This is a genomic window from Aurantimonas manganoxydans SI85-9A1 (assembly GCF_000153465.1).
Lineage (GTDB): Bacteria > Pseudomonadota > Alphaproteobacteria > Rhizobiales > Rhizobiaceae > Aurantimonas > Aurantimonas manganoxydans.
Window position 1 is genome coordinate 259562 of sequence record NZ_CH672387.1, and the last position, 26214, is coordinate 285775.

24 protein-coding genes and 1 pseudogene are annotated in these 26214 nt (G+C 67.7%); 15 read left to right on the forward strand and 10 right to left on the reverse strand.

Annotation, left to right across the window (positions count from 1 at the left end; translation table 11 throughout):
- Window positions 1-62 precede the first annotated feature (62 nt).
- A complete protein-coding gene (locus tag SI859A1_RS01525) occupies window positions 63-1295 on the forward strand; it encodes a lytic murein transglycosylase (protein WP_009208118.1) in 1233 nt (410 codons plus the stop codon).
- A gap of 378 nt (window positions 1296-1673) precedes the next feature.
- A complete protein-coding gene (locus SI859A1_RS01530) occupies window positions 1674-2981 on the forward strand; it encodes a ChaN family lipoprotein (RefSeq protein ID WP_148233699.1) in 1308 nt (435 codons plus the stop codon).
- A 138-nt stretch (window positions 2982-3119) separates the two neighbouring features.
- Here SI859A1_RS01530 and SI859A1_RS01535 read toward each other — a convergent pair whose 3' ends face one another.
- Window positions 3120-3968, reverse strand: a complete 849-nt coding sequence (locus tag SI859A1_RS01535) for an LOG family protein (RefSeq protein ID WP_040324979.1) — start codon at window positions 3966-3968, stop codon at window positions 3120-3122.
- A 123-nt stretch (window positions 3969-4091) separates the two neighbouring features.
- Between SI859A1_RS01535 and dapD the strand changes: the two genes are divergently transcribed.
- Window positions 4092-4946 (forward strand): 2,3,4,5-tetrahydropyridine-2,6-dicarboxylate N-succinyltransferase, encoded by an 855-nt coding sequence (gene dapD, locus SI859A1_RS01540; protein WP_009208121.1) that lies wholly within the window; start codon window positions 4092-4094, stop codon window positions 4944-4946.
- Window positions 4947-4997: 51 nt separating this feature from the next.
- On the forward strand, window positions 4998-5768 hold the full coding sequence (locus SI859A1_RS01545; RefSeq protein WP_148233700.1) for a phosphodiester glycosidase family protein: 771 nt from the start codon (window positions 4998-5000) through the stop codon (window positions 5766-5768).
- Window positions 5769-5802: 34 nt separating this feature from the next.
- Here SI859A1_RS01545 and SI859A1_RS20110 read toward each other — a convergent pair whose 3' ends face one another.
- The gene (locus tag SI859A1_RS20110) at window positions 5803-6891 is read right to left on the reverse strand and encodes a transglycosylase SLT domain-containing protein (RefSeq protein ID WP_009208123.1); all 1089 of its coding nucleotides are present in this window, start codon (window positions 6889-6891) and stop codon (window positions 5803-5805) included.
- Window positions 6892-7026: 135 nt separating this feature from the next.
- On the opposite strand from SI859A1_RS20110, the gene dapE reads away from it, so the two are divergent.
- Together dapE and SI859A1_RS01560 are read left to right on the forward strand one after the other, a co-directional pair.
- Window positions 7027-8259 (forward strand): succinyl-diaminopimelate desuccinylase, encoded by a 1233-nt coding sequence (gene dapE / locus SI859A1_RS01555; protein ID WP_009208124.1) that lies wholly within the window; start codon window positions 7027-7029, stop codon window positions 8257-8259.
- Window positions 8260-8263: 4 nt separating this feature from the next.
- Window positions 8264-8857: a hypothetical protein gene (locus SI859A1_RS01560; RefSeq protein ID WP_009208125.1), complete on the forward strand. Its 594-nt coding sequence runs from the start codon at window positions 8264-8266 to the stop codon at window positions 8855-8857.
- A 7-nt stretch (window positions 8858-8864) separates the two neighbouring features.
- On the opposite strand, the gene truA is transcribed toward SI859A1_RS01560, so the two are convergent.
- Genes truA through def form a run of 3 tightly spaced genes read right to left on the reverse strand, consistent with a single transcriptional unit; the run spans window position 8865 to window position 11133 of the window.
- Window positions 8865-9644 (reverse strand): tRNA pseudouridine(38-40) synthase TruA, encoded by a 780-nt coding sequence (gene truA / locus SI859A1_RS01565; protein ID WP_009208126.1) that lies wholly within the window; start codon window positions 9642-9644, stop codon window positions 8865-8867.
- Window positions 9644-10603: a methionyl-tRNA formyltransferase gene (gene fmt / locus SI859A1_RS01570; RefSeq protein WP_009208127.1), complete on the reverse strand. Its 960-nt coding sequence runs from the start codon at window positions 10601-10603 to the stop codon at window positions 9644-9646. The genes truA and fmt overlap by 1 nt, the downstream gene beginning before the upstream one ends.
- Window positions 10604-10620: 17 nt before the next feature.
- Entirely contained in the window at window positions 10621-11133 is a 513-nt protein-coding gene (def, locus tag SI859A1_RS01575; RefSeq protein WP_009208128.1) for a peptide deformylase, read from the reverse strand.
- A 165-nt stretch (window positions 11134-11298) separates the two neighbouring features.
- Between def and SI859A1_RS01580 the strand changes: the two genes are divergently transcribed.
- The 3 genes from SI859A1_RS01580 to SI859A1_RS01590 all read left to right on the forward strand — a co-directional run bounded on the left by SI859A1_RS01580 (window position 11299) and on the right by SI859A1_RS01590 (window position 14669).
- The gene (locus SI859A1_RS01580; protein ID WP_009208129.1) at window positions 11299-12480 is read left to right on the forward strand and encodes a DNA recombination protein RmuC; all 1182 of its coding nucleotides are present in this window, start codon (window positions 11299-11301) and stop codon (window positions 12478-12480) included.
- Window positions 12481-12702: 222 nt separating this feature from the next.
- Window positions 12703-14184, forward strand: coding sequence for a serine protease (locus SI859A1_RS01585; RefSeq protein ID WP_244400858.1), 1482 nt, complete (start codon window positions 12703-12705; stop codon window positions 14182-14184).
- Window positions 14185-14360: 176 nt separating this feature from the next.
- A complete protein-coding gene (locus SI859A1_RS01590; RefSeq protein WP_040324981.1) occupies window positions 14361-14669 on the forward strand; it encodes a hypothetical protein in 309 nt (102 codons plus the stop codon).
- A gap of 61 nt (window positions 14670-14730) precedes the next feature.
- Here SI859A1_RS01590 and SI859A1_RS01595 read toward each other — a convergent pair whose 3' ends face one another.
- A complete protein-coding gene (locus SI859A1_RS01595) occupies window positions 14731-15456 on the reverse strand; it encodes a pyrimidine 5'-nucleotidase (protein ID WP_040324983.1) in 726 nt (241 codons plus the stop codon).
- Between the two features lie 88 nt (window positions 15457-15544).
- Here SI859A1_RS01595 and SI859A1_RS01600 point away from each other — a divergent pair, with 88 nt between their 5' ends.
- Window positions 15545-16450 carry an EamA family transporter gene (locus SI859A1_RS01600; RefSeq protein ID WP_009208132.1) on the forward strand — a complete coding sequence of 302 codons (906 nt, stop codon included), beginning with the start codon at window positions 15545-15547 and terminating at the stop codon, window positions 16448-16450.
- A 45-nt stretch (window positions 16451-16495) separates the two neighbouring features.
- On the opposite strand, the gene argB is transcribed toward SI859A1_RS01600, so the two are convergent.
- Window positions 16496-17398: an acetylglutamate kinase gene (gene argB / locus SI859A1_RS01605; RefSeq protein WP_009208133.1), complete on the reverse strand. Its 903-nt coding sequence runs from the start codon at window positions 17396-17398 to the stop codon at window positions 16496-16498.
- A gap of 221 nt (window positions 17399-17619) precedes the next feature.
- Here argB and SI859A1_RS01610 point away from each other — a divergent pair, with 221 nt between their 5' ends.
- Window positions 17620-18189, forward strand: a complete 570-nt coding sequence (locus SI859A1_RS01610; RefSeq protein WP_009208135.1) for a histidine phosphatase family protein — start codon at window positions 17620-17622, stop codon at window positions 18187-18189.
- 8 nt (window positions 18190-18197) lie between these two features.
- Here SI859A1_RS01610 and SI859A1_RS01615 read toward each other — a convergent pair whose 3' ends face one another.
- Window positions 18198-20102 (reverse strand): propionyl-CoA synthetase, encoded by a 1905-nt coding sequence (locus SI859A1_RS01615; protein WP_040324985.1) that lies wholly within the window; start codon window positions 20100-20102, stop codon window positions 18198-18200.
- A gap of 493 nt (window positions 20103-20595) precedes the next feature.
- On the opposite strand from SI859A1_RS01615, the gene xylA reads away from it, so the two are divergent.
- The 4 genes and pseudogenes from xylA to xylB all read left to right on the forward strand — a co-directional run bounded on the left by xylA (window position 20596) and on the right by xylB (window position 24019).
- Window positions 20596-21909 carry a xylose isomerase gene (gene xylA / locus SI859A1_RS01620; RefSeq protein WP_009208137.1) on the forward strand — a complete coding sequence of 438 codons (1314 nt, stop codon included), beginning with the start codon at window positions 20596-20598 and terminating at the stop codon, window positions 21907-21909.
- Between the two features lie 39 nt (window positions 21910-21948).
- Window positions 21949-22141: pseudogene (locus SI859A1_RS20660) on the forward strand (type II toxin-antitoxin system HicA family toxin).
- On the forward strand, window positions 22138-22536 hold the full coding sequence (locus tag SI859A1_RS01625; RefSeq protein WP_040324987.1) for a type II toxin-antitoxin system HicB family antitoxin: 399 nt from the start codon (window positions 22138-22140) through the stop codon (window positions 22534-22536). Before SI859A1_RS20660 ends, SI859A1_RS01625 begins: the two are co-directional and overlap by 4 nt.
- 25 nt (window positions 22537-22561) lie before the next feature.
- Window positions 22562-24019: a xylulokinase gene (gene xylB / locus SI859A1_RS01630; RefSeq protein WP_009208139.1), complete on the forward strand. Its 1458-nt coding sequence runs from the start codon at window positions 22562-22564 to the stop codon at window positions 24017-24019.
- 51 nt (window positions 24020-24070) lie between these two features.
- On the opposite strand, the gene SI859A1_RS01635 is transcribed toward xylB, so the two are convergent.
- Complete coding sequence (locus tag SI859A1_RS01635; RefSeq protein WP_040326147.1) at window positions 24071-24823, reverse strand: ATP-binding cassette domain-containing protein; 753 nt, start codon at window positions 24821-24823, stop codon at window positions 24071-24073.
- Between the two features lie 80 nt (window positions 24824-24903).
- On the reverse strand, window positions 24904-26214 hold the full coding sequence (locus SI859A1_RS01640; protein ID WP_009208141.1) for a sugar ABC transporter permease: 1311 nt from the start codon (window positions 26212-26214) through the stop codon (window positions 24904-24906).

The window sequence follows — 26214 nt, forward strand, 5'->3', positions numbered from 1 at the left end:
GTCCTCGTCCATCCGTCGCAGCCGGTCTTGGCGCGCTTCGCAGGGCCGGCTACCCTCAAGCGATGCAGCTATCGCTTCGCTTCCTCATCGCCGTCGTTCTCCTGTGTGCCGCGACGCTCGCGCCGGCCCGCGCGCAGAACCTGACGGCCGGTTTCCGCAATTTCCTCGAGGCCGACATCTGGCCCGCCGCCAGAGCGCGCGGGGTGCCGCGTCCGGTGTTCGACGCGGCGTTCAAGGGCGTGTCGCCCAATCTGAAGCTGCCCGACCTGCAGCTTCCCGGTGCGAAGGCGGCCGTTGCGGAGACGAATTTCCAGGCCGAGTTCAAGAGCGGCGCGGCCTATCTGTCGGAAGGCGCGGTGGCCGGCAATGCCCGCCAGGGGCGCGCCCTGATCGCGAAATACCGGGCGGTTCTCGACCGGATCGAGGCGCGCTACGGCGTGCCGGCCCCGATCATCGTCGCCATCTGGGGCCGGGAATCGGCCTTCGGCGCGGCGAAGATCCCCCATGACGCCTTCGAGGTGCTGGGCACCAAGGCCTATCTCTCACGCCGCAAGGCGATGTTCCGCGAGGAGCTGCTCGCCGCCCTGCAGATCGTCGCAGACGGCCATCTGAAGACCTTGGAGATGAAGTCGTCCTGGGCCGGCGCGCTCGGCCAGCCACAATTCATGCCGTCGAAATTCCTGGCGCTGGCCGTGGATTTCGACGGCGACGGGCGAAAGGACATCTGGAATTCGGTGCCCGACACGCTGGCCTCGATCGCGCATTACCTGCAGCAGGCCGGCTGGCAGCCGGGTCGCGACTGGGGCTTCGAGGCGCGGGTACCGGCCGCCGTCTCCTGCGCCAATGAAGGGCCGGATCTCGGTCGGCCGATCTCCGAGTTCGTCGCCGCCGGAGTGACGCGTGTCTCGGGTCGGCCGTTTCCGGGCCACGAACTGGCCGCACGCGGCCATCTGCTGATGCCGGCCGGCCGCTTCGGCCCGGCCTTCATCGCCACGCCGAATTTCTATGTCATCAAGGCCTACAACAATTCCGACCTCTACGCCCTGTTCGTCGGCCATGTCGCCGACCGGATGCAGGGCGCCGGGCCCCTGGCCGGAGACTGGAAGGCCACGGACCGCCTGACGCGCGGCGACGTCGCGCGCATGCAGCAAAAGCTCGAAGCACGCGGCTACGATGTCGGCGGCGCGGACGGGCTCGCGGGCTTCAAGACACGGCGCTCGATCGGGGCGTTCCAGCTCAAGTCCGGAATGGGCGAGACGTGCTGGCCGACAAGGGCGCTCGCCGGCGCGCTGTGATGCTATCCACAGTTGATTTAACCTCTCGTACACGATCCCTGCCAAAACCTTTCCGCTGTTGCGGCGACGACCTTTCGCCGGCGGGGCGTGGCTTGTACCGAAGATGACGGAACCCGAGGAGAGCAGGCGGCACGATCGCCTGCCAAGCGGCGGGAGTTGCCTGGGGAGGCGACGCGGACGGTTCGAAGTTCATCTTCGAACCGTCCGCCCTATCCATCCGGCCCGTGACGGGCCCTCGCCCGAACCTGCGCCCCTTTCAGGGCTTGCGTGACCTTCGTCCTTCGCTGCAATAGTTTCGCCACATCCTGAGCCAATAGATTGCGGATCGGCTCGCACGATTCGCGCTCCGGGCCTTGCAATCGTTTTTGGGGAAACCGATTGAAACGACGGATCTGGATACCTTCCAGCATCATGCTCCTTGCGGGGCTCGGTTACGCCGTCGGCAAGACGGCCGACCTCGTCATGCCGCAGATGGACGCCGGCGCCGATGTCACCGAGTTCGTCGCGCCGAAATCCGATCTTTCTCTCGATGTCTCCCTCGTCGGTCATACCGACAACGCTTTCTCCGAAATCGCGGTCGCGACCGTCGAGCCGTTCGACGCGGATGGTGACGGCACGCCGGATGCCCACGAACTGGCTGTGCCTGCGGTTTCGAAGCCCGTCGCGACATCCGCTTCGGCCAAGCTCGCCGAACTCGCGCAGGCCGGAAGTTCCCGCACGCTGTCGCTGAAGGTGGCAGCCGCAGGCAGTACCGCCTCGACCGCCGACCTGCCGACGATGGCGACCGCCTGGCAGTCGGAGCATTTCCGCGACAATCCGCTGGTCGGCGAAGTCTTCGATGCGCGCGGCGCGCGCTCCAGCCGCGACACGCTGATGGGGGCCGCCAGCGGCGCCCGCTATCTTCTTCTCGGCGAAATCCACGACAATCCCGATCATCACCAGTTGCAGGCCGACATCATCGGAGGGCTGGCCAAGCTGGGCACCGAGCCGGCCGTGGTCTTCGAGATGATCCCGGAAAGCTTTGCCGACGTTCTGGAAGAGTTCACCGAAGCCGGGGATCGCGACGTCGCGTCGCTCTCAGAGCAACTGCAATGGTCGGAACGCGGCTGGCCGGCCTTCTCGATCTACCAGCCGGTCTTCGAGGCGGCCGCCGCCGAGGGCCTGACGCTTCGCGCCGGCGATCTCGATCGCCAGACAATCCGTGCGATCGGCGAGAACGGTCTCGATGCCCTGAGCGAGGCCGAGATCGAACGGCTGTCGCTGCGCCTCGAGGTGCCGGCGGAGCAGGCGGACGCGCTGGCCGAAACGATCAGGACCGCTCATTGCGGGCTGATGCCGGAGGGCGCCATCGGCGCCATGGCGACGGTTCAGCGGGCCCGCGACGGCGCCCTGGCCGACGCGCTGGTCGATGCGGCGAGAGAGAGCGGCAGCGCCGTCTTGATCGCTGGCTCCGGTCATGTCCGCAAGGATCGCGGCGTGCCGAACATCCTCGCGGAACGCGATCCCGACGCGGCCACGGTCGCGGTGCAGATGGTCGAAGTCAGCGACGGCGAGGCCGAGGCTGCCGATTACGGCCTGACAAGCGATGCGCCGGCGCCCTACGACTACACGATCTTCACGCCGCGCAACGACATTGCCGACCCCTGCGACGGTCTCCGCGCACAGATGGGGCAGGCGGACCAGTAGGTCCGCCCATCGCAGGTTCCGCCTGCGCCGGGGCTTCGAGCCCAACCTTAGCGGAAGAGCCACTCCATCGAACAAGCCTGAGGATGACGGGCCTCAAGGGGGCGGTGCTGTGATGTCGGACGTCCCGCCGATGCATTCTCAGAAGTCGTAGAATTTCCGGATCGCTGCCCAGCCGTCCTCGGCCGTGTCCACATAGGTCACGAGATCGAGGTCTTCCGGCGCGATCGTGCCTTCCTCCGCGAGGGCCTCCAAGTCGATCACGCGGCGCCAGAAGCTCTCCCCGAACAGAAGCACCGGAATGCGCTGCATTCGCCGGGTCTGGATCAGCGTCAGCGCCTCGAACAATTCGTCCATGGTGCCGAAGCCGCCGGGGAAGATCGCCATCGCCTTCGCCCGCAGCAGGAAGTGCATCTTGCGGACGGCGAAATAGTGGAAGTTGAAGCAGAGCTCCGGCGTAGCGAACCGGTTCGGCGCCTGCTCGTGGGGCAGGGTGATGTTGAGCGAGATCGACAACGCGTCGACATCGGCCGCGCCGCGATTGCCGGCTTCCATCACGCCGGGGCCACCGCCGGTGACGATGACGTATTCCTTGCCGCCATGGCTGTCGGCCGAATGCTGCGAGGCGATGGTGGCGAAGCGGCGGGCCTCCTCGTAGAATTTCGAATTGGCCTCCAGGTTGCGGCGTTGGGTCTCGTTGCGCGCCGCCCAGGCCTCGGTGCCCGGCTCGGGAATGCGAGCGCCGCCGAACAGCACGACGGTGGACAGGATGCCCGCCTCGTTCAGCGCCAGTTCGGGCTTCATCAGTTCCAGCTGAAGCCGGATGCCGCGGGTCTCCTCCCGGGTCAGGAAGTCGTCGTCGGCATAGGCCAGCTCATAGGTGGGGGAGCGGGTCTGCGGGGTATCGAGCTGTACTGCCGTCTCTTCCTTGTCCCGCCGCGAGCTCGGAAAGGGATCCCAGCCGTTCTGGTTGCGGGGTGTGTCTGTCATCGTGTCTGCCTCGTCGCCTGCATGGCCGTCGATTGACCGCCTCGGGGCCTTCAACTAGGGTCCGCGCCGACTTGGTCAGGGTGCGCAGCGCCCGCATTTTCCCCATTCTGCAGGAGTTCGCCGATGACCGCGCCGGATCGCGCCGCCCTCGAAACCACCATCGAACGGGCCTTCGAGGACCGCGATTCGATCTCGGCATCGACGACCGGCGAAGTCCGCGATGCCGTCGAGGCGTCGCTCGACATGCTCGACCGTGGCGAGGCGCGCGTCGCCAGCCGCGAGGCCGACGGCAGCTGGACCGTGCACCAGTGGCTGAAGAAGGCGGTGCTGCTCTCCTTCCGCCTCAACGACATGACCGTCATCGAGGGCGGCCCGGGCGGCGCGACCTGGTGGGACAAGGTCCCGTCGAAGTTCGAGGGCTGGAACGCCGACCGCTTCCGCGAGATGGGCTTCCGCGCCGTGCCGAACGCAGTGGTGCGCCGCTCGGCCCATATCGGCAAGGGCGTCGTCCTGATGCCGTCCTTCGTCAATCTCGGCGCCTTCGTCGACGAGGGCACGATGGTCGACACCTGGGCGACGGTCGGCTCCTGCGCGCAGATCGGCAAGAACGTGCATCTGTCGGGCGGCGTCGGCATCGGCGGCGTGCTGGAGCCGATGCAGGCCGGCCCGACGATCATCGAGGACGGCTGCTTCATCGGCGCCCGTTCCGAGGTCGTCGAGGGCTGCATCGTGCGCGAAGGCTCGGTGCTCGGCATGGGCGTCTTCCTCGGCCAGTCGACCAAGATCGTCGACCGGACCACGGGCACGATCTCCTATGGCGAAGTGCCGCCCTATTCGGTGGTCGTCGCAGGCTCGATGCAGGGCAAGCCGATGGGCAATGGCGAGCCGGGGCCGAGCCTCTACTGCGCCGTCATCGTCAAGCGCGTCGACGAGCGCACCCGCTCCAAGACCTCGATCAACGAGCTCCTGCGCAACTGAGCCGGCGTTGCGGCCCCTAGGTCGCGATCCTTGCCCCAAGGCCGATCCGCGATGGCGCGACTGCGAACCTTCTGGCCTCTCTCGCTGATCGCGGCGAGCGGTCTGTTCGGCTGGCTGCAAAGCGTGCCGTCGCTACCGGCCGGCCATGACGGCCTCTGCCGCAGCGAAGTTGCGGCAGGGGTGGAGTATCTGGTTTGCGACGTACCGCTGGATCGCACCGATCTGGCGCTGCGCGCCGTCGACGGACACAACGCGCCGTACCAAACCTTCGAGCGTGCAGCAGAGAGCGTCGACGGCCGCGTCCGCCTGATCATGAATGCCGGCATGTATCACGAGGACCGCCGCCCGGTCGGCCTTGCGGTGCAGGACGGCGTGGAGGTCAGCCCGCTGGTGCGCGGCACCGGCAGCGGCAATTATTCGATGCAGCCCAACGGCGTGTTCTTCGTCGAGAATGGCCGGGCCGCGGTGCTGACCACCGACGCTTACCTCGCCGCACCCCGCCAGCCGACGCTTGCGACCCAGTCGGGTCCGATGCTGCTGATCGACGGCAAGCTGCATCCCCGCTTCATCGACGGTTCCGACAGCCGGCACGTGCGCAACGGCGTCTGCACGAGTGCGGACGGCCGGACCGTGCGCCTCGTCCTGTCGCGCAGCCCGGTCAATTTCTGGGATTTTGCCGTGTTCTTCCGCGACCGGCTCGGCTGCCGCGACGCGCTGTTCTTCGACGGCAAGGTGTCGAGCCTGGCCTATCCGGACGGCGGCATCGCCTATCGCCGCGACCGGCTGGGGCCGATGCTGGTCGTCTCCGACAAGACGAAATAGCGGTCCGCCGACCGGCTCACGCTGAAGCCGACGCTCAGTCCGCTGCGCTGCCGCGCAGTTCCGTCGCCGGTTCGTCCATGCCGGCCATGCGGGCGGCGAGGGAATCGGCATCGGCGGATGCGCTGGCCGGACGCGAGGCAATGCGGCCGCCCTTGCCTTTTTCAGGAGCCGCGGCCGTCGCAGGCGGGGGCGCTGACGCGGCCGTCTCGCCTGCTTCGGTGCGCGCAACCGGCCGCGGGATCGCCGCAGACTTCGGTGCGGCAACATAGGCGGCTGCGACGACGGGGGTGTCGCCGCGTCGCGCCACGGCCGGTTCGCTGGCGGGTGTGGCAGTCGCGGTTTCGTTGGCCCTCGCCGGCTCGGCAGCGGCATGCCGTGCGGCCTTGGCCGGCGTCGCGGCGGGCTTGTCGGGGGCAGGTGTCACGGCAGCGACGAGCGTGCCCATCAGGCCCGGTTCGGGTTCGGGCTCGGCGACGGTTCCCGGCGCGCGGCGGCGCTTCGACACTTCGGCCATGTGCGCCTTGACGGCGGAGCAATAGCGCTGGGCCGAGGCGCTCATGCGGGTGGCTCGGTGGCCGCCCTTGTATTTCATCGAGGCCTGGCAGACGTCGTGGCCGCCCTTTTCCCAGGCGCCCTTCAGATATTTCATGCCGTAGGTGAGGTTGGTGTCGGCATCGAGCAGCGCGCTGGCCGGGCCGGAAAACCCGAGCGACCGGGCCGTGGCCGGCTTGATCTGGCTGAGGCCGTAGACCCCGTTGCCGCGCGCCTTGGGATTGTAGCGGCTTTCCACCCGCACGACCGCATAGGCGAGGGGGGCGGGAACGCCCGCCTCGGCGGCGTGGCGTTCGATCAGCCTGTCGAGCGAGGCGCTGCCGGAGATGGTGCCGGTTTCGGCCGCGGCCCTCGCTTCCCTGGTGGCGACGGCAACGTCCGCTTCCGCCGGCGACTCGGCATCGTCCGCCACATCCGCCGTTTCCTTGCCGGCAACGGCGATCCCCATGGGCGATCCGCCCGGGCCGTCGGCGATGCAGCCGGCAAGGGCCGCCAGCGACGCGATCAGGCCGAACAATGCGGCCCGAGTGACGCACGCAGAGCCGTCGATGGCGATCCTCGGCAATGTCATGCAGTCCCCTCGCGAAAATTCCCCTGTCCTGCCTGTCCGTGCCGAACGCGGCGGAAACGTGGCACGTGCTCTCGACAGGCGAAGTCCGTGCCGGCTGGTGGCGTTGCGGCATCATCTGATCTATCCCGGTCGGTCATGACCGACACTGTTTCCTCGCCCGTTTCCACCGCCCGCAGCGATGATGCGACCGACCCGGTCGCGATCCTCACGCGGTTGATCCGCTGCCCGTCCGTGACGCCCGCCGAAGGCGGTGCGCTCGCCGCGCTGCAGGAGATACTGGCGCCGCTGGGCTTTGCCGTCGAACGCCCGGTGTTTTCCGACATCGACACGCCCGACGTCGAGAATCTGTTCGCCCGCGCCGGAGCGGCCGGGCCGCATCTGGTCTTCGCCGGACACACGGACGTTGTGCCGCCGGGCGACCAGAGCGACTGGCGCGAGGGGCCGTTCTCCGCTGCGATCGTCGATGGCGAGCTCTATGGCCGGGGCGCCGTCGACATGAAGGGCGGCATTGCCGCCTTCGTCGCGGCCTATGCCCGCCAAGTGGAGCGGGCGGGGCATCCGGCCGGCCAGGTCTCGCTGCTGATCACCGGCGACGAGGAAGGTCCGGCGGTCAACGGCACGGTGAAGCTCCTCGACTGGGCGAGCGCGCGCGGCGAACGCTTCGACGCCTGCGTCGTCGGCGAGCCGACCAATCCGGCGGCGATGGGCGACATGATCAAGATCGGCCGGCGCGGTTCGCTGTCGGCCGAGCTGCGCATCACGGGCGTTCAGGGCCACGTCGCCTATCCGCATCTGGCCGACAATCCGCTGCGCACCCTCACGGCGATCGCCGAGGCGCTGATGGACGAACCGCTTGACGCGGGATCGGCGGAATTTCCCGCCTCCAACCTGGAGATCACCTCGATCGACACGGGCAACGGGTCGGTCAATGTCATTCCGGCGCGGGCCCGCCTGTTCTTCAACGTGCGGTTCAGCGATCGCTGGACGCCGGACAGCCTCAAGGTCGAGCTGACCCGGCGCATCGAGGCGGCGGCCGCTTCGGGACGGTTCCGGGAGGGCCGCGACGCCGCCAATGTCGAGATCGTCTGGCGGGCACGGCCCTCGGAATCCTTCCTGACGCGGGACGATGCGTTGACGCAGGCGCTGGCCGGCGCGGTGAAGGCGGTCACCGGTCGCCAGCCGCAATTGTCGACCTCCGGCGGCACGTCGGATGCCCGGTTCATCAAGGACTTTTGCCCGGTTGTGGAATTCGGGCTTGTCGGCAAGACCATGCACATGTCCAATGAACGGGTGCCTGTCGAGGATCTCGAGACGCTGACGAGGATCTATGAAACCTTCATCGCCCGCTGGTTTGCCGCCCACGCCTGATCTGGTGCCGAATCTCGACCACGTCCTGAATTTCTTTTCCGGCGTCGCCCTGTTGATGGCCGGGCGCGCCGAAGGGCTGAAGCGCCTCGACCTGTCGGCGGACGGCTTCTGGCAGTCGTTTTCGGCCATGCTCGTGGCGCTGCCGCCCGTGGCCCTGTCCTGGATCGAGTTCGAGACGTCGGCGCCGCGTACCGGCACGGCGGCTGGCTACGGCGCGGTGCCGGTCTATGGCGCCCATGCGCTGGCCGACTTCCTCGCCTGGACGCTGCCGATCCTGATCCTGATGCTGGTTGCCAAACGCGTCGGCTATTCGCGCAAGATCGTGCCGCTGGTGGTGGCGACGAACTGGGGCGGGGCGCTGCTGGCCTGGGTGTTCGCGCCCTACTGGCTGCTGATGCTCGCCCTCGGGCCCGGCAACGGCCTGTCGGCGCTCGGCCTCCTTGTGACCATCGCCTCCATCGCGCTGACCGTGCGGCTGATCTACATGGCCACCGGCAAGGACATGGCCGGGGCGGCGATCATCACCATCGGCATGATCGTCATCTCGCTGATCAGCTATGGCGCGGTGATGGATTTGACCGGCATCCGGCTGATCTGACGCGCGTTCAGCCCGGATAGGGCGGCAGGGTGCGCTTGGGCGCGGTGCCGTATTCCACCCGGGTCAGATACAGCCCGTCCGGCGGGGCCACCGGGCCGCAGCGCTTGCGGTCGCGGGCTTCCAGCGCGGCGACGAGGTCCGCCGCGCTCCAGTGGCCTTCGCCGACCAGCTTCAGCGATCCGGCGAAGGAGCGGATCTGATTGTGCAGGAAGGACTGCGCCATGGCGTGGATGTGGATTTCCTCGCCCGGGCCGCGGACGACATCCAGCTGCTCCAGCGTGCGGATCGGGTTCTTCGCCTGGCAATGGGCGGAGCGGAAGGTGTCGAAATCGTGGGTGCCGACGAGGCGCTGGGCCGCCGCGTGCATGGCATCGACATCCAGCGGCTTCGACACCCACCAGACCCGCCCGATCAGCAGCGCCGTCGGCGCCCGGCGGTTGAAGATGCGGTAGAGATAGAAGCGCTTGCGGGCCGAGAAGCGGGCGTCGAAATCGTCGGCCACCCGCTCGGCCGACAGGATCGCGACGGGCGCGTCACGCAGGTGCGCGTTGAGCGCGTCGCGCACCGTGTCCGGCTCCCAGTCCCGCCGCAGATCGACATGGGCGACCTGGCCGCTCGCATGGACGCCGGCATCGGTGCGTCCGGCGGCGAAGAGGGTCGCCGCTTCACCGGTGAAGCCTTCGACCGCGGTCTCGATTACCTCCTGCGCCGACAAATCGGTCTTCTGACGCTGCCAGCCGCAATAGGGCGTGCCGTCATATTCGATGGTCAGCTTGAAACGGGGCATCAGGCCGCGCCGGCGCGGCCGCCCGCCGGAACCGGCGTTCCCTTGAGGAGCTCTTCGGCGCTCATGCGGCGTCCGCCGGCCCGCTGCAGTTCGAGGATGCGGACCGCGCCCGTGCCGCAGGCGATCAGCAGCCGGTCGTCGAGAAGCGTGCCGGGTGCGCCGTCGCCGGTCTCGGCCGCCGCGCGCAGCAACTTCACCCGTTCGGGCGCGCCGCCGAAGCTCATCATCGTCCAGGCGCCAGGGAAGGGCGAAAAGGCATTGATCCTGCGGGCAATGCCGGACGCGTCGCCGGTGAAGTCGAGCGCCGCCTCGGCCTTGTCGATCTTGGCGGCATAGATTGGCGCGCGGCCGGTGCGGGCGGCGATCGAATCCTGATCCTCGAAGGCCAGCGTGCCGGCTTCGAGCTTGTCCAGCGCCTCCACCATCAGCGTCGCGCAGATCTCCGCCAGCCGGTCGTGCAGGTCGGCGGTCGTGTCGGTCGCGGCGATCGGGGTCTCGGTGGTCAGCGCAACCGGGCCGGTGTCGAGGCCGGCTTCCATCCGCATGACCATCATGCCGGTTTCGGCATCGCCCGCCTCGATGGCGCGCTGGATCGGCGCCGCACCGCGCCAGCGCGGCAGCAGCGAGCCGTGGCCGTTGAGACAGCCCCGGCGGGGCATGTCGAGCACCGCCTGGGGCAGCAGCAGCCCGTAGGCGACCACCACGGCGACGTCGCAGTCGAGGGCGGCGAAGGCCTCGCGGTCGGCCGCATCCTTGAAGTTCAGCGGCGCGCGCACCGGCAGGCCGAGCCGCTCGGCCTCGAGCTGAACCGGCGAGGGCGTCAGCGTCAGGCCACGGCGACCCGCCTTGCGCGGCGGCTGGGTGTAGACGGCGACGATGTCGTGACCGGCCGCCGCCAGGGCAGCGAGCGTCGGCACGGAAAAGGCCGGCGTTCCCATGAAGACGACGCGCAGCGCCATGGTCCCCTCCGCGTCGCTCAGGCGGTTCTGCGGGCGGCCTTGGTGAACTTCTTGACCACCATGTCGCGCTTCAGCTTGGAAATGTGATCGATGAACAGGACGCCGTTCAGATGGTCCAGCTCGTGCTGAACGCAGGTCGCCAGGATGCCGTCGGCAGTCTCCTCGTGCATCTTCCCGTCGAGGCCGAGATAGCGCACCGTGACCTCGGCCGGCCGTTCGACCTCGGCGTAATAGTCCGGGATCGACAGGCAGCCTTCCTCATAGACGCTGACCGCGTCGGAGATCGTCAGGATTTCCGGATTGAGGAAGATGCGCGGAGCGTTCTCCTCCTCTTCCTTGGAGACGTCGATCACCATCATGCGCAGCGGCTCGCCGATCTGGATGGCGGCAAGGCCGATGCCGGGGGCGTCGTACATCGTCTCCAGCATGTCGTCGGCGAGGCGACGCACCTGGTCGTCGACCGTTTCGACTGGCTTGGAGGTCTGGCGCAGAACCGGGTCTGGCAGGATGATGAGGGGCTTGATCGTCATGGCGTTCAGGTAATGGCTGGCACGAAGCCGGTCAATCTCGGATGAAGGCCCCCGGCCGGCTTTCCGCCGGTCTGGATCATGGCCCGCCGTCGTCAGGCGGGGCGGGATGGTCTATGTTCGCGTTTTGGTCCCGATTCGTTAAGGGTCGCCCGCTAGAGTTCGGTCATGGACAGCGCCGCCTTCGCCGCAGCCTTCTCGGCTCCCGTCATCTTTCTCGGCGATCATCCGCTGACGCTGGCCGAAGCGTTGCTGGCAGGGCTGGCGGCCCTGTTCTTCGTCCTGTGGCGGCGGGCCAGCCGCGCCGCGCGAGACGCGGGCGACCATGCCGACCGCAGCGACAGCGAGGCGTCGGAGCGGCTTGACGCGGTGCTGCGCTCCCAGGCCGAGATCACCGGCCGCATGCAGACTATGGCGGAGATCATCGGCTCGCGGCAGGCGGACCTGACCCGGACACTGGCCGAACGCTTCGACGGACTCTCCACCCGCGTCGGCCAGTCGATCCGCGAGACCGGCACGGCGACCAGCGCCTCGCTCTCGGCGCTGACGGAACGGCTGGCGGTGATCGACAGGGCGCAGGGTGAGATCCGCGGGCTTGCCGGCGAGGTCGTCCGGTTGCAGGACATCCTGTCCAACAAGCAGAGCCGCGGCGCCTTCGGCGAGGGGCGGATGCAGGCGATTGTCGCCGACGCGCTGCCGTCGGCCGCCTATTCCTTCCAGGCGACGCTGTCGAACGGCAAGCGACCGGACTGCCTGATCCGCATGCCGAATGGTGCGCCGTCGCTGGCGATCGACGCGAAATTCCCGCTGGAGGCCTTCACCGCCCTGCGCGAGGCCGAGAGCGACGAGGCGCGGACCTTCGCCGCCAGCCGGATGCGCCGCGACATGGACGTGCATGTGCGCGCCATCGCCGACAAATATCTGATCCCCGGCGAGACCCAGGACACGGCCTTCCTGTTCGTGCCGTCCGAGGCGGTCTTCGCCGAACTGCACGAGCGTTTCGAGGACATCGTCCAGAAGGCCTACCGGGCGCGCGTGGTCATTGTCTCGCCATCGCTGCTGCTCCTGTCGATCCAGGTGGTGCAGGCAATCCTTAAGGATGCCCGGATGCGGGCCGAGGCGGGGCGCATCCAGAAGGAAGTCCGGCTTCTGGGCGAGGATCTCGTCCGGCTCGACGCGCGGGTGTCGGCGCTGCGCACGCATTTCGGACAGGCGGGCCGCGACATCGACCAGATCCTGGTGTCGACCGACAAGCTGATGCGCCGCGGCGAGCGGATCGAGGCGGCCGAACTCGGCGATGACGGAACTGCCGCCGGGCCTGTGGCACGCACGGCGCCCGGCGCCGTCTGACCGCGATCTGACGCGGACAGCAACAGGCCGGATTTCTACTGGCGGAACTTTCGTCAGTCGCAGGAAGAATTGCATTCGCAACCATATTAAGAAAAAGTAAAGGCCTCGTGGATCGATTTCGCGCATCCTACGTTGCTTGTCTGTCACCGGTTGATGATGGGGGATGACATGCGGCGCTCGGCGCGGGTTTTGATGACGGTACTGGCTCTGGGCGCAATGCCCATGGCGACGCCGTCTTTCGGCGCGCAGGGCTCGCAACTGGCCGTCGCCTACAACGATCAGACCGATCTCGATTTCCGCAAGGGCCTGCAGATCCGCCTGTCCTGGACCGGCGACTACGCGGGTGCCTACGATGGTCAGATCGCGGCGTCATCGCTGCGCGCCATCCGCGATTTCCAGGCCCGGCACGGCATGGTCGCGGACGGCGTCATCGACGAGGCGATGCTGCGTCTCTTGATCCAGAAGTCCGACGGCGCCGAAGCGGCGACCGGCATGGCGCTGATCGACGATGCGGTGACCGGCCAGCGCGTGCCGCTGCCGATGCGACTGGTCGAGGATCTGGGCCCGACGGATGTCGGCCATCTGTGGCGCGCCGCCGACAAGACGGTCGAGATCGAGACGGTCCGCATCGCCGGTACCGGCCAGACCCTGCGCGGCCTGTTCGATGTGCTCAGCACGCCGACCCCCGACCGCAGCGTCGCCAATGCCGAGTTCGGTGGCGAATGGTTCACCCTCGACGGCAATGCCGGTGACCACGACTATGTCATGCGCTTCTCGGCAAAGGGCGGCGATCTTCGCGGCTTCTCGGTGTCCTACGCCAAGGACCGGGCCAAGGTGATGCGGCCCTACGTGGCTGTGGCCGGCAACCTGTTCGAGCCCTTCGCCGGCGAGCCGCAGGCGCCGCTGGTCGCCTCACGCGAGCCGAATGCCTTCTCGGCGCTGCTGGCTCGCAGCCACACCAACGGCGCCTTTGAATCGCGCTACGCGATGGCTTCGGTCGACCCGAAGCAGCCGAACCTCTTCGAGATGCCGTCCCCGGCTCCGGCCAAGGCCGCACCGGCCCCGGTCGCCCAGAAGCCGGAATTCGACATGGCAGGCAGCGGCTTCGTCGTCTCGGACGATGGCTGGCTCCTGACCAACGCCCATGTCGTGCGGGCCTGCACCAGCGTGCTCGTCGGCGAGCAGCAGGTCGCCACGAAGACGATTCTCGATACCGACAACGATCTGGCGCTGGTCAAGGTCGACGGTGCGGTCGGCGAACCGCTGGCAATGTCCGTGACGAAGCCGCGTCTGGGCGAGGACGTCCTGGCGCTCGGCTACCCGCTACGTTCGATCCTGGCCGATTCCCTCAACGTGACCCGCGGCAACGTCTCGTCGCTGCTGGGTCTGGCCAATGACGAGCGCTATCTGCAGATTTCGGCGCCGGTGCAGCCGGGCAATTCCGGCGGCCCCCTCGTCGATCTGGCGGGACGTGTCGTCGGCGTGGTCACCGCCAAGCTGAACGCGGTGGCGGTTGCCGATGCGACGGGCGACATCCCCCAGTCGATCAATTTCGCCGTGCGCCCCGATGCGGCTGTGGCGTTCCTCGACCGCAACGCCGTTGCCTACGAGACCGCCGACGCCTCGCTGCCGCTGGAAAGCGTCCCCGACGCTACCGCGGCGGTGAAGGATTCGGTCCTGCCGATCATCTGCGTCGGTCGCTGAATTCGCGGCCTTTCCCGCGCAATCCATGAAGAAATGCCGTCGCCGGTCCTCTGCCGGCGACGGCATTTTGCGTCGGTGCCCGCTGTGCGGCCGTTCCGGAACCCGCGTCCCCGACGCGGCGTTGCTTTCGCAAGATCACTGGCGCATTGCGCCGTGACCCTGGACAGGAGATTGCAATGACGAAGACCGACACCGACTCGGAGATGATGCGCGACCAGCAGGATCGCGACACGCCCCAGCACATGGCCAGGGACGGCGAGAAGCACCCGGCGGAGCGCAGCGATCTCGATGCGCAGAGCAAGGCCGAGCGCGAGCAGGCGAAGGACGGCACGGCTCCCAACGGCACCGAGCAGATGGAAGCGATCTTCGAGGCCAACCAGAAGGGCCCCAAGAGCGAGAAAGCTGAATCCGACCTGATGGCGGATGCGGCGACCGACGGGCAGGCGGGGCTGGCGCGCCCGAACCGGTCGCTTCTCGGCGACTGATACCCATGACACGCGACGAGCAGGCAGGGCGATCGGAACGCATCCGGTCGCCCTTCTTGCATCAAGCCTGGCGGATGGAGCGCAGGAATGTCGTCAGGTCGTCGGTGACGAAGTCGATGTGATCGCCGTCGCGGCCTTCGTGCTCCCAGACGTCGCCGAAGCTCTCTTCCAGATTGCGCGGCACGATCAGCACCGTGCGCATGCCCAGTGCCTTGGGCACTTCCAGATTGCGCGCAAGATCCTCGAACATCACGGCGCGCTCCGCATCGACCCGATGCAGGCCGAGGAACTTGTCGTAGGTCTGCGAGGCCGGCTTGGGCACCAGCCCTGCCGCGACGAGATCGAAGATGTCCTCGAAATGGTCGAGAATGCCGAGCTGACGCGCGGCGCGTTCGGCATGGCCGCGATCGCCATTGGTGAAGATGAACTTGCGACCCGGCAGGGCGCGGATCTCGTCGCCAAGGGCGGTGTCGGGGGCGAGCCAGGAATAGTCGATGTCGTGGACATATTGCAGGAAGGCGTCGGGATTGACGTCATGCTCCTGCATCAGCCCGCGCAGGGTCGTGCCGTAGCGCCGGTAGAAATCCTTCTGTACCACCCGGGCCTCGTCCTTCGGCAGAGTCAGGAAATCCGAGACGAAGGCCGTCATCCGCTGGTCGATCTGCGAGAACAGGTTCGTGTGGCGTGGATACAGGGTGTTGTCGAGATCGAAGACCCACTCCGTTACATGGGCGAAATCCTGCGGGCGGGCATCGGCGGTCTGGCGGATCGGCGAGTGAGCGGTCATGGGGTCCGGAAGGTTCGAGCGTCGGGCGCCTTGCCAAGCGTCGCCGAATAGGGGAGCGAGGGCGGTAAGACAAACTGACGGATCGCCCGTGCCGCTCTGGATTCCGATTACCATCACCGCCGCCTTCCTGCAAAACCTCCGCTCGTCGCTGCAGCGACAGCTGAAGGGCCGGATGGGCTCGACCGGCGCGACCTTCGCGCGCTTCGGCTTCGGCTTTCCCTTCGCCGTGCTCTACATCGTGGCGCTCGACATCGTCGGCGGCGCCACCCTGCCCGGGGTGAACGCGACCTTTCTCGTCGCCGTGGCGGCAGGCGGCATTGCCCAGATCCTCGCGACCTTCCTGCTGGTCTATCTGTTCGGCTTCCGCAATTTCATGGTCGGCACGGCCTATTCCAAGACCGAGCCGGTGCAGGCGGCGATCTTCGGCCTGATCATCCTCGGCGAGACGATCTCCTGGCTCGCCTTCGGCGCGATCCTGGCGGGCGCCTTCGGCGTCGGGCTGATCTCGATCGCCGGCCGCAAGGGCGGCGCCAGCCTGCGACGGGCGCTCTTTTCGCGCGAGGCGGGGATCGGCATCGCCTCGGGTGCCTTCTTCGGCATCTCGGCCGTCTGCTTTCGTGGCGCGTCGCTGTCGCTGGAGGAGGGCGGCGTGCTCGCCCGGGCCGCCACGACGCTGGTCTGGGCCACCGGCATCCAGACCGCCGTGATGCTTGTCTGGATGGGGCTGAAGGACCGGGCCGAACTCGTCACCGTCGCGAGGGCCTGGCGGCCGGCGCTGCTGGTCGGCCTCGTCGGCGTTTCGGCCTCGGCCTGCTGGTTCACAGCCATGACGCTGGAAAAGGTCGCCTATGTCCGCGCGCTCGGCCAGATCGAACTGATCTTCACCTTCGCCTCGTCGGTGTTCTGGTTCCGCGAGAAGATCGCCCGGCTGGAGCTGGCGGGTTGCCTGCTGATCGTCGCCGGCATCCTGACATTGCTGGGCACGGCGACGTAGTCAGGAGAACAGATTGTGCGGAGGAGGCGCGCCTGCTCGATCGGCCTACCTGACGATCAGCGTGCCGGCGCCGTGCTCGGTGAGGAGCTCCAGAAGCACCGCGTGGCGCTTCTTGCCGTTGAGGATCACGACGCCCTCGACGCCATTCTCGATCGCCTCGATGCAGGTCTCGACCTTGGGGATCATCCCGCCTGAGATCGTGCCGTCGCGGATCAGGGTGCGGGCCTCGGCGACGGAGAGCTCCTTGATCAGCTCGCCGGACTTGTCGAGGACACCCGGCACGTCGGTCAGGAACAGAAGACGCGAGGCTTCCAGCGCACCGGCGATGGCGCCGGCGAAGGTGTCGGCATTGATGTTGTAGGTGGCGCCGTCGCGGCCCGGCGCGACCGGGGCGATGACCGGGATCATCTCGGAGCGGGCCAGAAGGTCGAGCAGGGTACGGTCGACCTCGACCGGTTCGCCGACGAAGCCGAGATCGAGCACCCGCTCGATGTTGGAATCGGGATCGACGACCGTCTTCCGGGCCTTCTCGGCGAAGACCATGTTGCCGTCCTTGCCGCACAGGCCGATGGCCCATTCGCCCTCGGCATTGATCAGCGCGACGATCTCCTTGTTGATCGAACCGGCAAGAACCATCTCGACGATCTTAACCGTCTCCTCGTCGGTGACCCGAAGCCCGCCTTCGAAGCGCGATTCGATGCCCATCTGGGACAGCATGCGGCCGATCTGCGGGCCACCGCCATGGACGACGATCGGATTGACGCCGGACTGCTTGAGCAGGGCGATGTCGCGGGCGAAGGCCTGGCCAAGTTCGGCATTGCCCATGGCGTGGCCGCCATATTTCACCACGACGGTCTTGTTCTCGTAGGCCTGCATGAACGGCAGCGCCTCGGCAAGGAGGCGGGCCTGGGTCTCGCCGGTGTCCGGCTGCGGATCGGAATGGTTCATGGGCGGTCTCCGGACCCCGTGCTGATGCGTCGCGGGCGGCTTCTAGCCGGAATTGGCGACAAGAGAAACTGCCGGGCGGCACAGAAATGGCGGTGGGTCGTGCATGTCCGGCGCTGCGTCATGTCGTCCGCCTCACGCGATCGTGGGGCGCCGGCCCTGTCGAATCCGGCCCGATGCCCGAAATTCCGCGCGTTCGCCAACCGACCGGAGTGCCGCCCGCCATGCGAAGTGCAGTGACCGCCTGCGTCGTCTCCCTGCCGCTGCTTATGGGCGCTGCAGGGAGTGCGTCGGCACAGGAGAGCTTCGATGCGGCGCGGGCCGCGGACACCCACATCCTCATGCGCCATGCCATCGCGCCGGGTACGGGCGACCCGGCCGCCTTCACGCTCGGCGACTGTTCGACCCAGCGCAATTTGTCAGACGAGGGGCGGGCGCAGGCGCGGCGCATCGGCGACCGGCTGCGCGAGGCCGGCGTCGCGATCGACATGGTTCTGGCGAGCCAATGGTGCCGGTCCAGCGAAACCGCCGAGCTTCTGGAGTTCGGTCCGGTCATGGCCGCGCCGGAGCTCAATTCCTTCTTCGCCGACCGCAGCAATGGCGCGGCGCAGACCGATGCGCTGAAAGCGCGGCTCGCGGAGCTCGACGCGGGCGGCCGGAAGGCGACGCTGGTCAGCCATCAGGTCAACATCACCGCTCTGACCGGCATCTATCCGGCCTCCGGAGAGATCGTGGTGATCGACCTTGGCGAAGACGGCGACGTCACCGTTGAGGGGCGCATCCGCACCGACTGACCGGCAGTTCAGTCGCCGGAGACGGCGCGGCGGATGTCGTCGAGGGCGGTCGCGTCCTCGATGGTTGCGGGGGGCTCGTAATCGTCCTTGTCGACGATCGCCTTCATGGTGCGCCGCAGGACCTTGCCGGAGCGGGTCTTGGGCAGCTTGTCCACCACCAAGACGCGCTTGAAGGCGGCGACCGGACCGATGCGTTCGCGCACCAGCGTGATCAACTCCGCCTCGATCTGCCCGCGATCCAGCTGGCTGGTGTTCTTCAGGACGACGAAACCGCAGGGCAGTTCGCCCTTCAGCGCATCGCGCATGCCGATGACCGCGCATTCGGCCACCGCCGGGTGCCCGGCCACGGCCTCCTCCATCTCGCCCGTCGACAGTCGGTGGCCGGCGACGTTGATGACGTCGTCGGTGCGGCCCATGACGTAGACATAGCCCTCCTCGTCGATGAACCCGGCGTCGGAGGTGGAATAGTAGCCGGGGAAGGCCGTCAGATAGGCGTCCCGAAAACGGTCGTCGGCGTTCCAGAGCGTCGGCAGGGCGCCCGGCGGCAGCGGCAGCTTGATGGCGATGGCGCCCATCTCGTTGGGCGGCGCCTGTTCGCCCATGGCATTCAGCACCTGGACGTCGAAGCCGGGCATGGCGACGCCGGGGCTGCCGCGCTTGATCGGCAGGAGGCCGAGCCCGAGCGGATTGGCGGCGATCGGCCAGCCGGATTCGGTCTGCCACCAATGGTCGATGACGGGCCGCTGCAAGGCCTTCTCGGCCCAGATCAGGGTTTCGGGATCGGCGCGCTCGCCGGCCAGGAACAGCGCCTCGAATTGCGACAGGTCGTAACCGCCCGGCAGCTGGCCGTCGGGGTCCTCCTTGCGAATGCCACGGATTGCCGTGGGGGCGGTGAACAGCACCTTGACCCCATGTTCGGCAGCGACGCGCCAGAAGGTGCCGGCATCGGGCGTGCCGATGGGCTTGCCTTCGAACAGGACGGTGGTGCAGCCCCGCAGCAGCGGCGCGTAGACGATGTAGGAATGGCCGACGACCCAGCCGACGTCGGAGGCGCAGAAGAACACTTCGCCCTGGTCTGTGCCGAAGATCGCCTGCATCGACCAGTGCAGCACAACCATGTGGCCACCGGTGTCGCGCACGACGCCCTTCGGCTTGCCGGTCGTGCCCGAGGTATAGAGGATGTAGAGCGGGTCGGTGGCCTTCATGGACGCGCAGGGCACCTCGCGCCCGGCGGCGATGGCGGCCATCGCCTCGTGGCGCAGCGCGTCCCAGTCGTGGTCGCGGCCTTCGATCAGCTCGCAGGCGAGTTCGGGCCGGCGCAGAACGATGGTGGCCGCCGGCTTGTGGGTGGCCAGTTCGATCGCCTTGTCGAGCAGCGGCTTGTATTCGACCTTGCGGGTCGGCTCGATGCCGCAGGAGGCCGAGAGGATCAGCTTCGGCGCCGCGTCGTCGATGCGCGCGGCCAGCTCGCGGGCGGCAAAGCCGCCGAACACCACCGAATGGATCGCGCCGATGCGGGCGCAGGCCAGCATGCCGATCATGGTTTCGGGCACCATCGGCATGTAGATGATGACCCGGTCGCCGCGGCCGACGCCAAGGTCGGTGAGATTGGCAGCCAGCGCCTTCACCTCGACCAGCAATTCGCCATAGGTCAGCCGGCGCTTGCCACCGGTGACGGGGGAATCGTGGATGATCGCGACTTGGTCGCCGCGTCCGGCCTCGACATGACGGTCGATGGCGTTGAAGCAGGTGTTGCATTCGCCGTCGGGAAACCAGCGGCCATAGACGCCGGCCTCGGGATCGAGGGCGCGGGTCGGCTTCTTCGTCCAGACCAGCTTGCCGGCCGCGTCGAGCCAGAATTTTTCAGGATCGATCCGACTGGCGTCGTAGATCTCGTGATAGCGGCTGGCCATCGTCGTTCCTCCCCGTTTTGCCTCGTGGCGATCCGGCGCGCTGCCGCCGCGCCGCATCCGGCAGTCTCGCACCGTCCGCTTCTTCGACGAACTGGCGAACCCGAGCGTAGCCTATCGACCGCCGAGGGAAAGGGACATTCGCCTTTCGGCGAGGGCGGCGGTTCTGGCCGTCATGGGTTGGCCGTCAACGGCCCGACCAGACGATCAGAAAGCACTCGCGGCGAATTTTTGAGGTGCGTACTTCAAAATGCGGCGGGCCTGCGCGATACTATGCGGGAAGACGCGGCGTGTGGGCTCGCTCGACTGCCCCCGCGCCGATCCGGGAGGGTGCCATGATGACGGGAGAAGCCGCGTGCGCGGCGCGCGATGCGTTCGGCGAAAGCCGGGCGTTCGGGCAATTGTCGCCGCGTTCCTCCGGGCCGTCGCCATCCCTTCGCACCTGACACCGCCGCCATTCCCGTGGGCGCAAAGCCCGACCTTCAGGAAGCTGTCCATGACCAACACCTCCTTCTTCGATCTCTCGACGCCGGTCGCCTTTGCCGGCGAACAATCGACTGACCCGCTCGCCTTCCGCTTCTACGACAAGGACCGGCAGGTGATGGGCAAGCGGATGGAGGACCATCTGCGCTTTGCCGCCTGCTACTGGCATTCCTTCACCTGGCCTGGCGGCGACCCGTTCGGTGGCGAGACCTTCCTGCGGCCCTGGATGCATGGCGACGATCCGCTGGCGCTGGCCCGCCAGAAGGCCGATGTCGCCTTCGAGATGTTCCGGCTGCTTGACGTGCCGTTCTTCACCTTCCACGACGTGGACGTGGCGCCGGAAGGCGCGTCGCTGCAGGAATCCAACGACAATCTGAAGGCGATCACCGACATCTTCGCCCAGAAGATGGAGAGCCAGAAGGTGCGCCTGCTCTGGGGCACGGCCAATCTCTTCTCCAACCGGCGCTACATGGCCGGCGCGGCGACCAATCCCGATCCCGACGTGTTCGCCTATGCGGCCGGGCAGGTGAAGGCGGCGCTCGACGCCACCCATCGCCTCGGCGGTGCGAACTATGTCTGCTGGGGCGGGCGCGAAGGCTACGAGACCCTGCTCAACACCGACATGAAGCGCGAACTCGACCAACTCGGCCGGTTCTTCGCCATGCTCGTCGACTACAAGCACAAGATCGGCTTCGAGGGTCCGATCCTGATCGAGCCGAAGCCGAAGGAGCCGACCAAGCACCAGTACGATTTCGACGCGGCGGCGGTCTTCGCCTTCCTGCAGAAATACGATCTTATGGGCGAGGTGAAGCTCAACATCGAGCAGAACCACGCCATCCTCGCCGGTCACTCCTTCGACCACGAGGTGCGCTACGCCTATGCCAACGACCTGTTCGGCTCGCTCGACGTCAATCGCGGCGACGACCTTCTGGGCTGGGACACCGACCAGTTCGCCATGGACGTGAAGGAACTGGCGCTGGTCTTCCACGAGATGCTGCAGCATGGCGGCTTCACCACGGGCGGGCTCAATTTCGACGCCAAGATCCGGCGCCAGTCGATCGACCCGGACGACCTGCTGATCGCTCATGTCGCGTCGATGGACGCCTGCGCCCGTGGTCTGCTCGCGGCTGAGAAGATGCTGGCCGACGGCGCGCTGACCAAGCCTGTCGGCGACCGCTATGCCGGCTGGGACGGCAGCGAGGGCAAGGCGATGCTTGCCGGCGAACGCGACCTGGAACAGGTCGCCGCGCGGGCGCTCGACCTCGACCCGCAGCCCCGCTCAGGCCGACAGGAATATCTCGAGGGTGTGGTCAACCGCTACGTCTGACGACTTGAGGATGTCGGGCAATGATGTGTATTCATACACATGGATAGTCGCGACATCCTCGCTGCCCTTCTTGCCGACGGATGGCGCGAGGTCCGTCGGCGGGGCAGCCATATGCAAATGAAGCACCCGACAAAGTCTTGTCACGCTGCCTCACCCGAAGCGGGACCTGCCGAACGGCACCCTGCGAAGTATCGAGAAGCAGGCCGGACTTGTGCTGAGGAAAACCAGATGACCGACTACATCGCGATCATCCACAAGGAGGGGGACAGCGATTTCGGCGTGTCCTTCCCCGACTTTCCGGGCTGCGTGACGGCGGGCCGGACGCTCGACGACGCCCGCGCGATGGCGCAGGACGCCCTGGCGCTGCATATCGAAGGGTTGCTGGAGGACGGAGGCGCGCTGCCCGCGCCCTCGTCGCTGGAAATCATCATGACGGATCGCGGCAACCGCGACGGCGTCGCCATCCTCGTGTCGGGCCCGAGGCGCGCGCCGCGCTCGGTCCGGGTCAATGTGACCATCGCTGCCGACGAACTGGCGGAAATCGATGCCTATGCCGCGCGGCACGGTCTGACCCGGTCGGGCTTCCTCGCTGCGGCGGCCCGGCGCAAACTCGACGAATCCGCATGAACACGCGGCCAGTGAAGGACGTGACATGAGCAATTATCTCGGCCTTGATCTCGGCACCTCCTCGCTGAAGGCGCTGCTGATCGGCGACGACCAGCGCGTCATCGCGTCCGCGTCAGTGCCGCTCACCGTCGAGCGGCCACATTTCGGCTGGTCGGAGCAGGACCCCCAGAGCTGGATCGCGGCCTGCGAGACCGCCCTGGGCGAGTTGTCAGATACCCATGGTGCCGAGCTCGCGGCGGTGGCGGGCATCGGCCTGTCGGGCCACATGCACGGGGCGACGCTGCTGGGCGCGGACGACGCGGTCCTGCGGCCCTGCATTCTGTGGAACGATACCCGCAGCCACGAAGAGGCCGCCGAACTCGACGACGAGGAGGCGCGGGCGATCACCGGCAACATCGTGTTTCCAGGCTTCACCGCGCCGAAGATCGTCTGGGTCGCGCGCAACGAGCCGGACGTATTCGCCGGGCTGCGCCGGGTGCTGCTGCCGAAGGATTATCTGCGCCTCTGGCTGACCGGCGAGGCGGTGTCGGAGATGTCGGATGCCGCCGGCACCGCATGGCTCGATACCGGTGCACGCGACTGGTCGGCGCGGATGCTGGAGAAGACCGGGCTGACGCGGGGCCACATGCCCCGCCTGGTTGAAGGCACGGCGGTTTCCGGTGGCCTGCGCCCCGAACTTGCCGCGCGCTTCGGCATGCAGGAGGGCACGGTCGTGGCTGGCGGTGGTGGCGACAATGCCGCCTCGGCCTGTGGCGTGGGCGTTGCCGAGCCCGGCACCGGCTTCCTGTCGCTGGGCACCTCGGGCGTGCTGTTCACTGCCTCGGCTGGCTACGAGCCCGCGCCGGAGACGGCGCTGCACACCTTCTGCCACGCCATTCCCGGCCTCTGGCACCAGATGGGCGTGACCTTGTCTGCGGCGGGCTCGGTGGAGTGGCTGTCGAAGCTTCTGAAGGAGGAGCCGGCGGCGCTGACAGGCGCTTTGGGCGAGACGGTGCAGGCGCCGGGTCGGCTGACCTTCCTGCCGTATCTGTCGGGAGAGCGCACGCCGCACAATGATTCCGAAATCCGTGGTGTGTTCGCCGGGCTGGAGGCCGATACCGACCGCGAGGCGATGACCCGCGCCGTGCTGGAGGGTGTCGCCTTTTCCATGCGCGACTGCCTGGAGGCCGGCGGCGAAGCGGCGCGTCCGCAGCGGTTGATTGCCGTGGGCGCCGGTTCGCGCTCGGCCTACTGGCTGCAATTGCTGGCGAATGTTCTGGACACGGAGATCGCACTGCCCGAGGCGGGCGATTTCGGCGCCGCCTTCGGGGCGGCCAGGCTCGGCCTCTGCGCGGCGACCGGCGACGATCCGAAAGCGGTGATGACCGAGCCGCCGATCGCCCGGCGCTTTCGCCCGGACAACGCCCACGGCCGGGCCTTCGACGATGCCTATCTGTTCTATCGCCGGCTCTACCCGGCGCTGCGCGCCGCCATGGCGGACTGACGCGGAACGCATTCGGGCGCGAGAACCTCCCGCGCCCGATCAAACGATCTGCTATTCGCGCATCGCGCCGGGGCCGGGCGTCGCGCCGGGCGGGCACTTGCCGAGGATGATCATGCCGAGGACCTCGTCCTTGGTGACGTCCTCGGTCCGTGCGCCGCCGACAATCTGGCCGTTTTTCATCACCACCACCCGGTCGGCGAGGTCGAAGACGTCGTGGATGTCGTGGCTGATCAGGAAGATGCCGATGCCGTCCTTCTTCAACTCCTTGATCAGTTCGCCGACCTGCGCGGTCTCCTGCGGCCCTAGCGCTGCGGTGGGCTCGTCCATGATCAGGATCTTGGCGTTGAACAGGATCGCCCGCGCGATGGCGACGGACTGGCGCTGACCGCCGGAGAGCGCCTTCACCGGTTCCTTGAAGCGCTGGAAGTTCGGGTTCAGCCGACCCATCACCTTGCGGGCCTCGGCCTCCATGGCGCCGTCGTCGAGCGTGCCCCAGGGGGTCAGGATCTCGCGGCCGAGAAACAGGTTCGCGGCGGCGTCGACATTGTCGGCCAGAGCCAGCGTCTGGTAGATCGTCTCGATGCCATAGGCCTTGGCGTCGCGGGGATTGGCGATGTTCGCCGGTTCGCCGCGCACGTGGATCTCCCCGGAATCGCGCTTGTAGGCGCCCGACAGGATCTTGATCAGCGTCGACTTGCCGGCGCCGTTATGGCCGAGCACCGCAACCACTTCGCCGGGATAGAGATCGATGGTCGCGCCGTCGACGGCGTGGATGCCGCCGAAGGCGATCGAGATGTCGCGCATGTCGACCAGCGGCGGACCGCTGCGGTCGACGGGGTCGCTGTGACCGGCGCCGTGGTCGTGGATGGACTGCTTGGTGGCGCTCATGCGGCCCTCCTGCGATAGACGGTGTCGATCCACACGGCGATGATCAGGACCACGCCGACGACGATCGACTGCAGCGGCGAATCCACGCCCAGAAGCACCATGCCCGACTGCAGCGACTGCATGACCAGCGCGCCGAGCATGGCGCCGATGATGGTGCCGGCACCACCGGCGAGCGAGGTGCCGCCGATGACCGCCGCGGCGATGACGTAGAGCTCGTCCAGCGTGCCCAGCGCATTGGTGGCGGCGTTGAGGCGGGCGGTGGAGATCGCCGCGCCGAGAGCGGCAAGGCCGCCCATCAGCATGAACACCTTCATCACCACCCAGCGGGTGTTGATGCCGGCAAGCTCGGCGGCTTCCGGGTTGCCACCGATGGCGAAGACGTAGCGGCCGAAGCGGGTGCGCTGGGTCACGAAGGTCATGACGATGCCGACGACGATGGCGATCAGCACCGGCACGGCGACGCCGTAGCCGATGTGCAGGCCGCCCTCCGGCACCTCGATGCCGGCGGCCTCGGCGTAGCGCCGGGCGATGGCGGACGGCCATTCATAGGCGTTGAGGACCAGCGCGGCGCCCAGGATGATGATGGTGGTGACGGCGGCGATCGTCACCTCCGCCCAGACCGGTCGCTGCGGGAAGCCGAAGCGCACCCGGCGCTTGCGGGCGAAGACCAGCGAGGCGATGACGGCGAGACAGGCGAGGATGGCGAGGATCCAAGTCCAGGTCTCGCCGAGCGAGCCGGTGGCGCCGCCACCCATCAGCCGGAAGGTGTCGTCGAGCGGGGCGACGGTGCGACCCGAGGTCAGCCACCAGGCGCCGCCGCGCCAGATCAGCAGGCCGCCCAGCGTGACGATGAAGGCCGGCACGCCCATGAAGGCGATGATGTAGCCCTGCAGGCCGCCAATCGCGACGCCGACCAGGATGCCGGCGGCGAGGGTGAGAAGCCAGGTGAAAGGGCTGTCGAAGCCGAGCATGCCGGGTAGGATGTTGGCCTGCAGCGCGGCCATGGCCATGCCGGTGAAGCCGAGGATCGAGCCGACCGAGAGGTCGATGTTGCGGGTGACGATGACCAGCACCATGCCGGTCGCCATGACCGCGATGGACGAGGTCTGGACGGTCAGGTTCCACAGGTTGCGCGGGGTCAGGAAGATGCCGCCGGACAGGACGTGGAAGACCAGCCAGATCACGAGGAGCGCGCCGACCATGCCCAGCATGCGGGTGTCGACCTCGGTGGCCCGGACAAATCGGGACAGGCCGCCTCCCGTCGACGCGCGGGCGCCGACGCTGGGTTCGGATGCCGACTGGCTCAT

Excerpts from the sequence above, each read along its gene's own strand:
- SI859A1_RS01535 (WP_040324979.1), bottom strand. The coding sequence starts at position 3,968 with ATGACAGACACACCCCGCAACCAGAACGGCTGGGATCCCTTTCCGAGC.
- SI859A1_RS01585 (WP_244400858.1), top strand. The coding sequence starts at position 12,703 with ATGGCGACGCCGTCTTTCGGCGCGCAGGGCTCGCAACTGGCCGTCGCC.
- SI859A1_RS01545 (WP_148233700.1), top strand. The coding sequence starts at position 4,998 with ATGGCGCGACTGCGAACCTTCTGGCCTCTCTCGCTGATCGCGGCGAGC.
- SI859A1_RS20110 (WP_009208123.1), bottom strand. The coding sequence starts at position 6,891 with ATGACATTGCCGAGGATCGCCATCGACGGCTCTGCGTGCGTCACTCGG.
- argB (WP_009208133.1), bottom strand. The coding sequence starts at position 17,398 with ATGAACCATTCCGATCCGCAGCCGGACACCGGCGAGACCCAGGCCCGC.
- dapD (WP_009208121.1), top strand. The coding sequence starts at position 4,092 with ATGACCGCGCCGGATCGCGCCGCCCTCGAAACCACCATCGAACGGGCC.
- def (WP_009208128.1), bottom strand. The coding sequence starts at position 11,133 with ATGACGATCAAGCCCCTCATCATCCTGCCAGACCCGGTTCTGCGCCAG.
- SI859A1_RS01590 (WP_040324981.1), top strand. The coding sequence starts at position 14,361 with ATGACGAAGACCGACACCGACTCGGAGATGATGCGCGACCAGCAGGAT.
- xylB (WP_009208139.1), top strand. The coding sequence starts at position 22,562 with ATGAGCAATTATCTCGGCCTTGATCTCGGCACCTCCTCGCTGAAGGCG.
- truA (WP_009208126.1), bottom strand. The coding sequence starts at position 9,644 with ATGCCCCGTTTCAAGCTGACCATCGAATATGACGGCACGCCCTATTGC.
- dapE (WP_009208124.1), top strand. The coding sequence starts at position 7,027 with ATGACCGACACTGTTTCCTCGCCCGTTTCCACCGCCCGCAGCGATGAT.
- SI859A1_RS01610 (WP_009208135.1), top strand. The coding sequence starts at position 17,620 with ATGCGAAGTGCAGTGACCGCCTGCGTCGTCTCCCTGCCGCTGCTTATG.
- fmt (WP_009208127.1), bottom strand. The coding sequence starts at position 10,603 with ATGGCGCTGCGCGTCGTCTTCATGGGAACGCCGGCCTTTTCCGTGCCG.
- SI859A1_RS01525 (WP_009208118.1), top strand. The coding sequence starts at position 63 with ATGCAGCTATCGCTTCGCTTCCTCATCGCCGTCGTTCTCCTGTGTGCC.
- SI859A1_RS01640 (WP_009208141.1), bottom strand. The coding sequence starts at position 26,214 with ATGAGCCAGTCGGCATCCGAACCCAGCGTCGGCGCCCGCGCGTCGACG.
- SI859A1_RS01595 (WP_040324983.1), bottom strand. The coding sequence starts at position 15,456 with ATGACCGCTCACTCGCCGATCCGCCAGACCGCCGATGCCCGCCCGCAG.
- SI859A1_RS01635 (WP_040326147.1), bottom strand. The coding sequence starts at position 24,823 with ATGCGCGACATCTCGATCGCCTTCGGCGGCATCCACGCCGTCGACGGC.
- SI859A1_RS01625 (WP_040324987.1), top strand. The coding sequence starts at position 22,138 with ATGACCGACTACATCGCGATCATCCACAAGGAGGGGGACAGCGATTTC.
- xylA (WP_009208137.1), top strand. The coding sequence starts at position 20,596 with ATGACCAACACCTCCTTCTTCGATCTCTCGACGCCGGTCGCCTTTGCC.
- SI859A1_RS01615 (WP_040324985.1), bottom strand. The coding sequence starts at position 20,102 with ATGGCCAGCCGCTATCACGAGATCTACGACGCCAGTCGGATCGATCCT.
- SI859A1_RS01580 (WP_009208129.1), top strand. The coding sequence starts at position 11,299 with ATGGACAGCGCCGCCTTCGCCGCAGCCTTCTCGGCTCCCGTCATCTTT.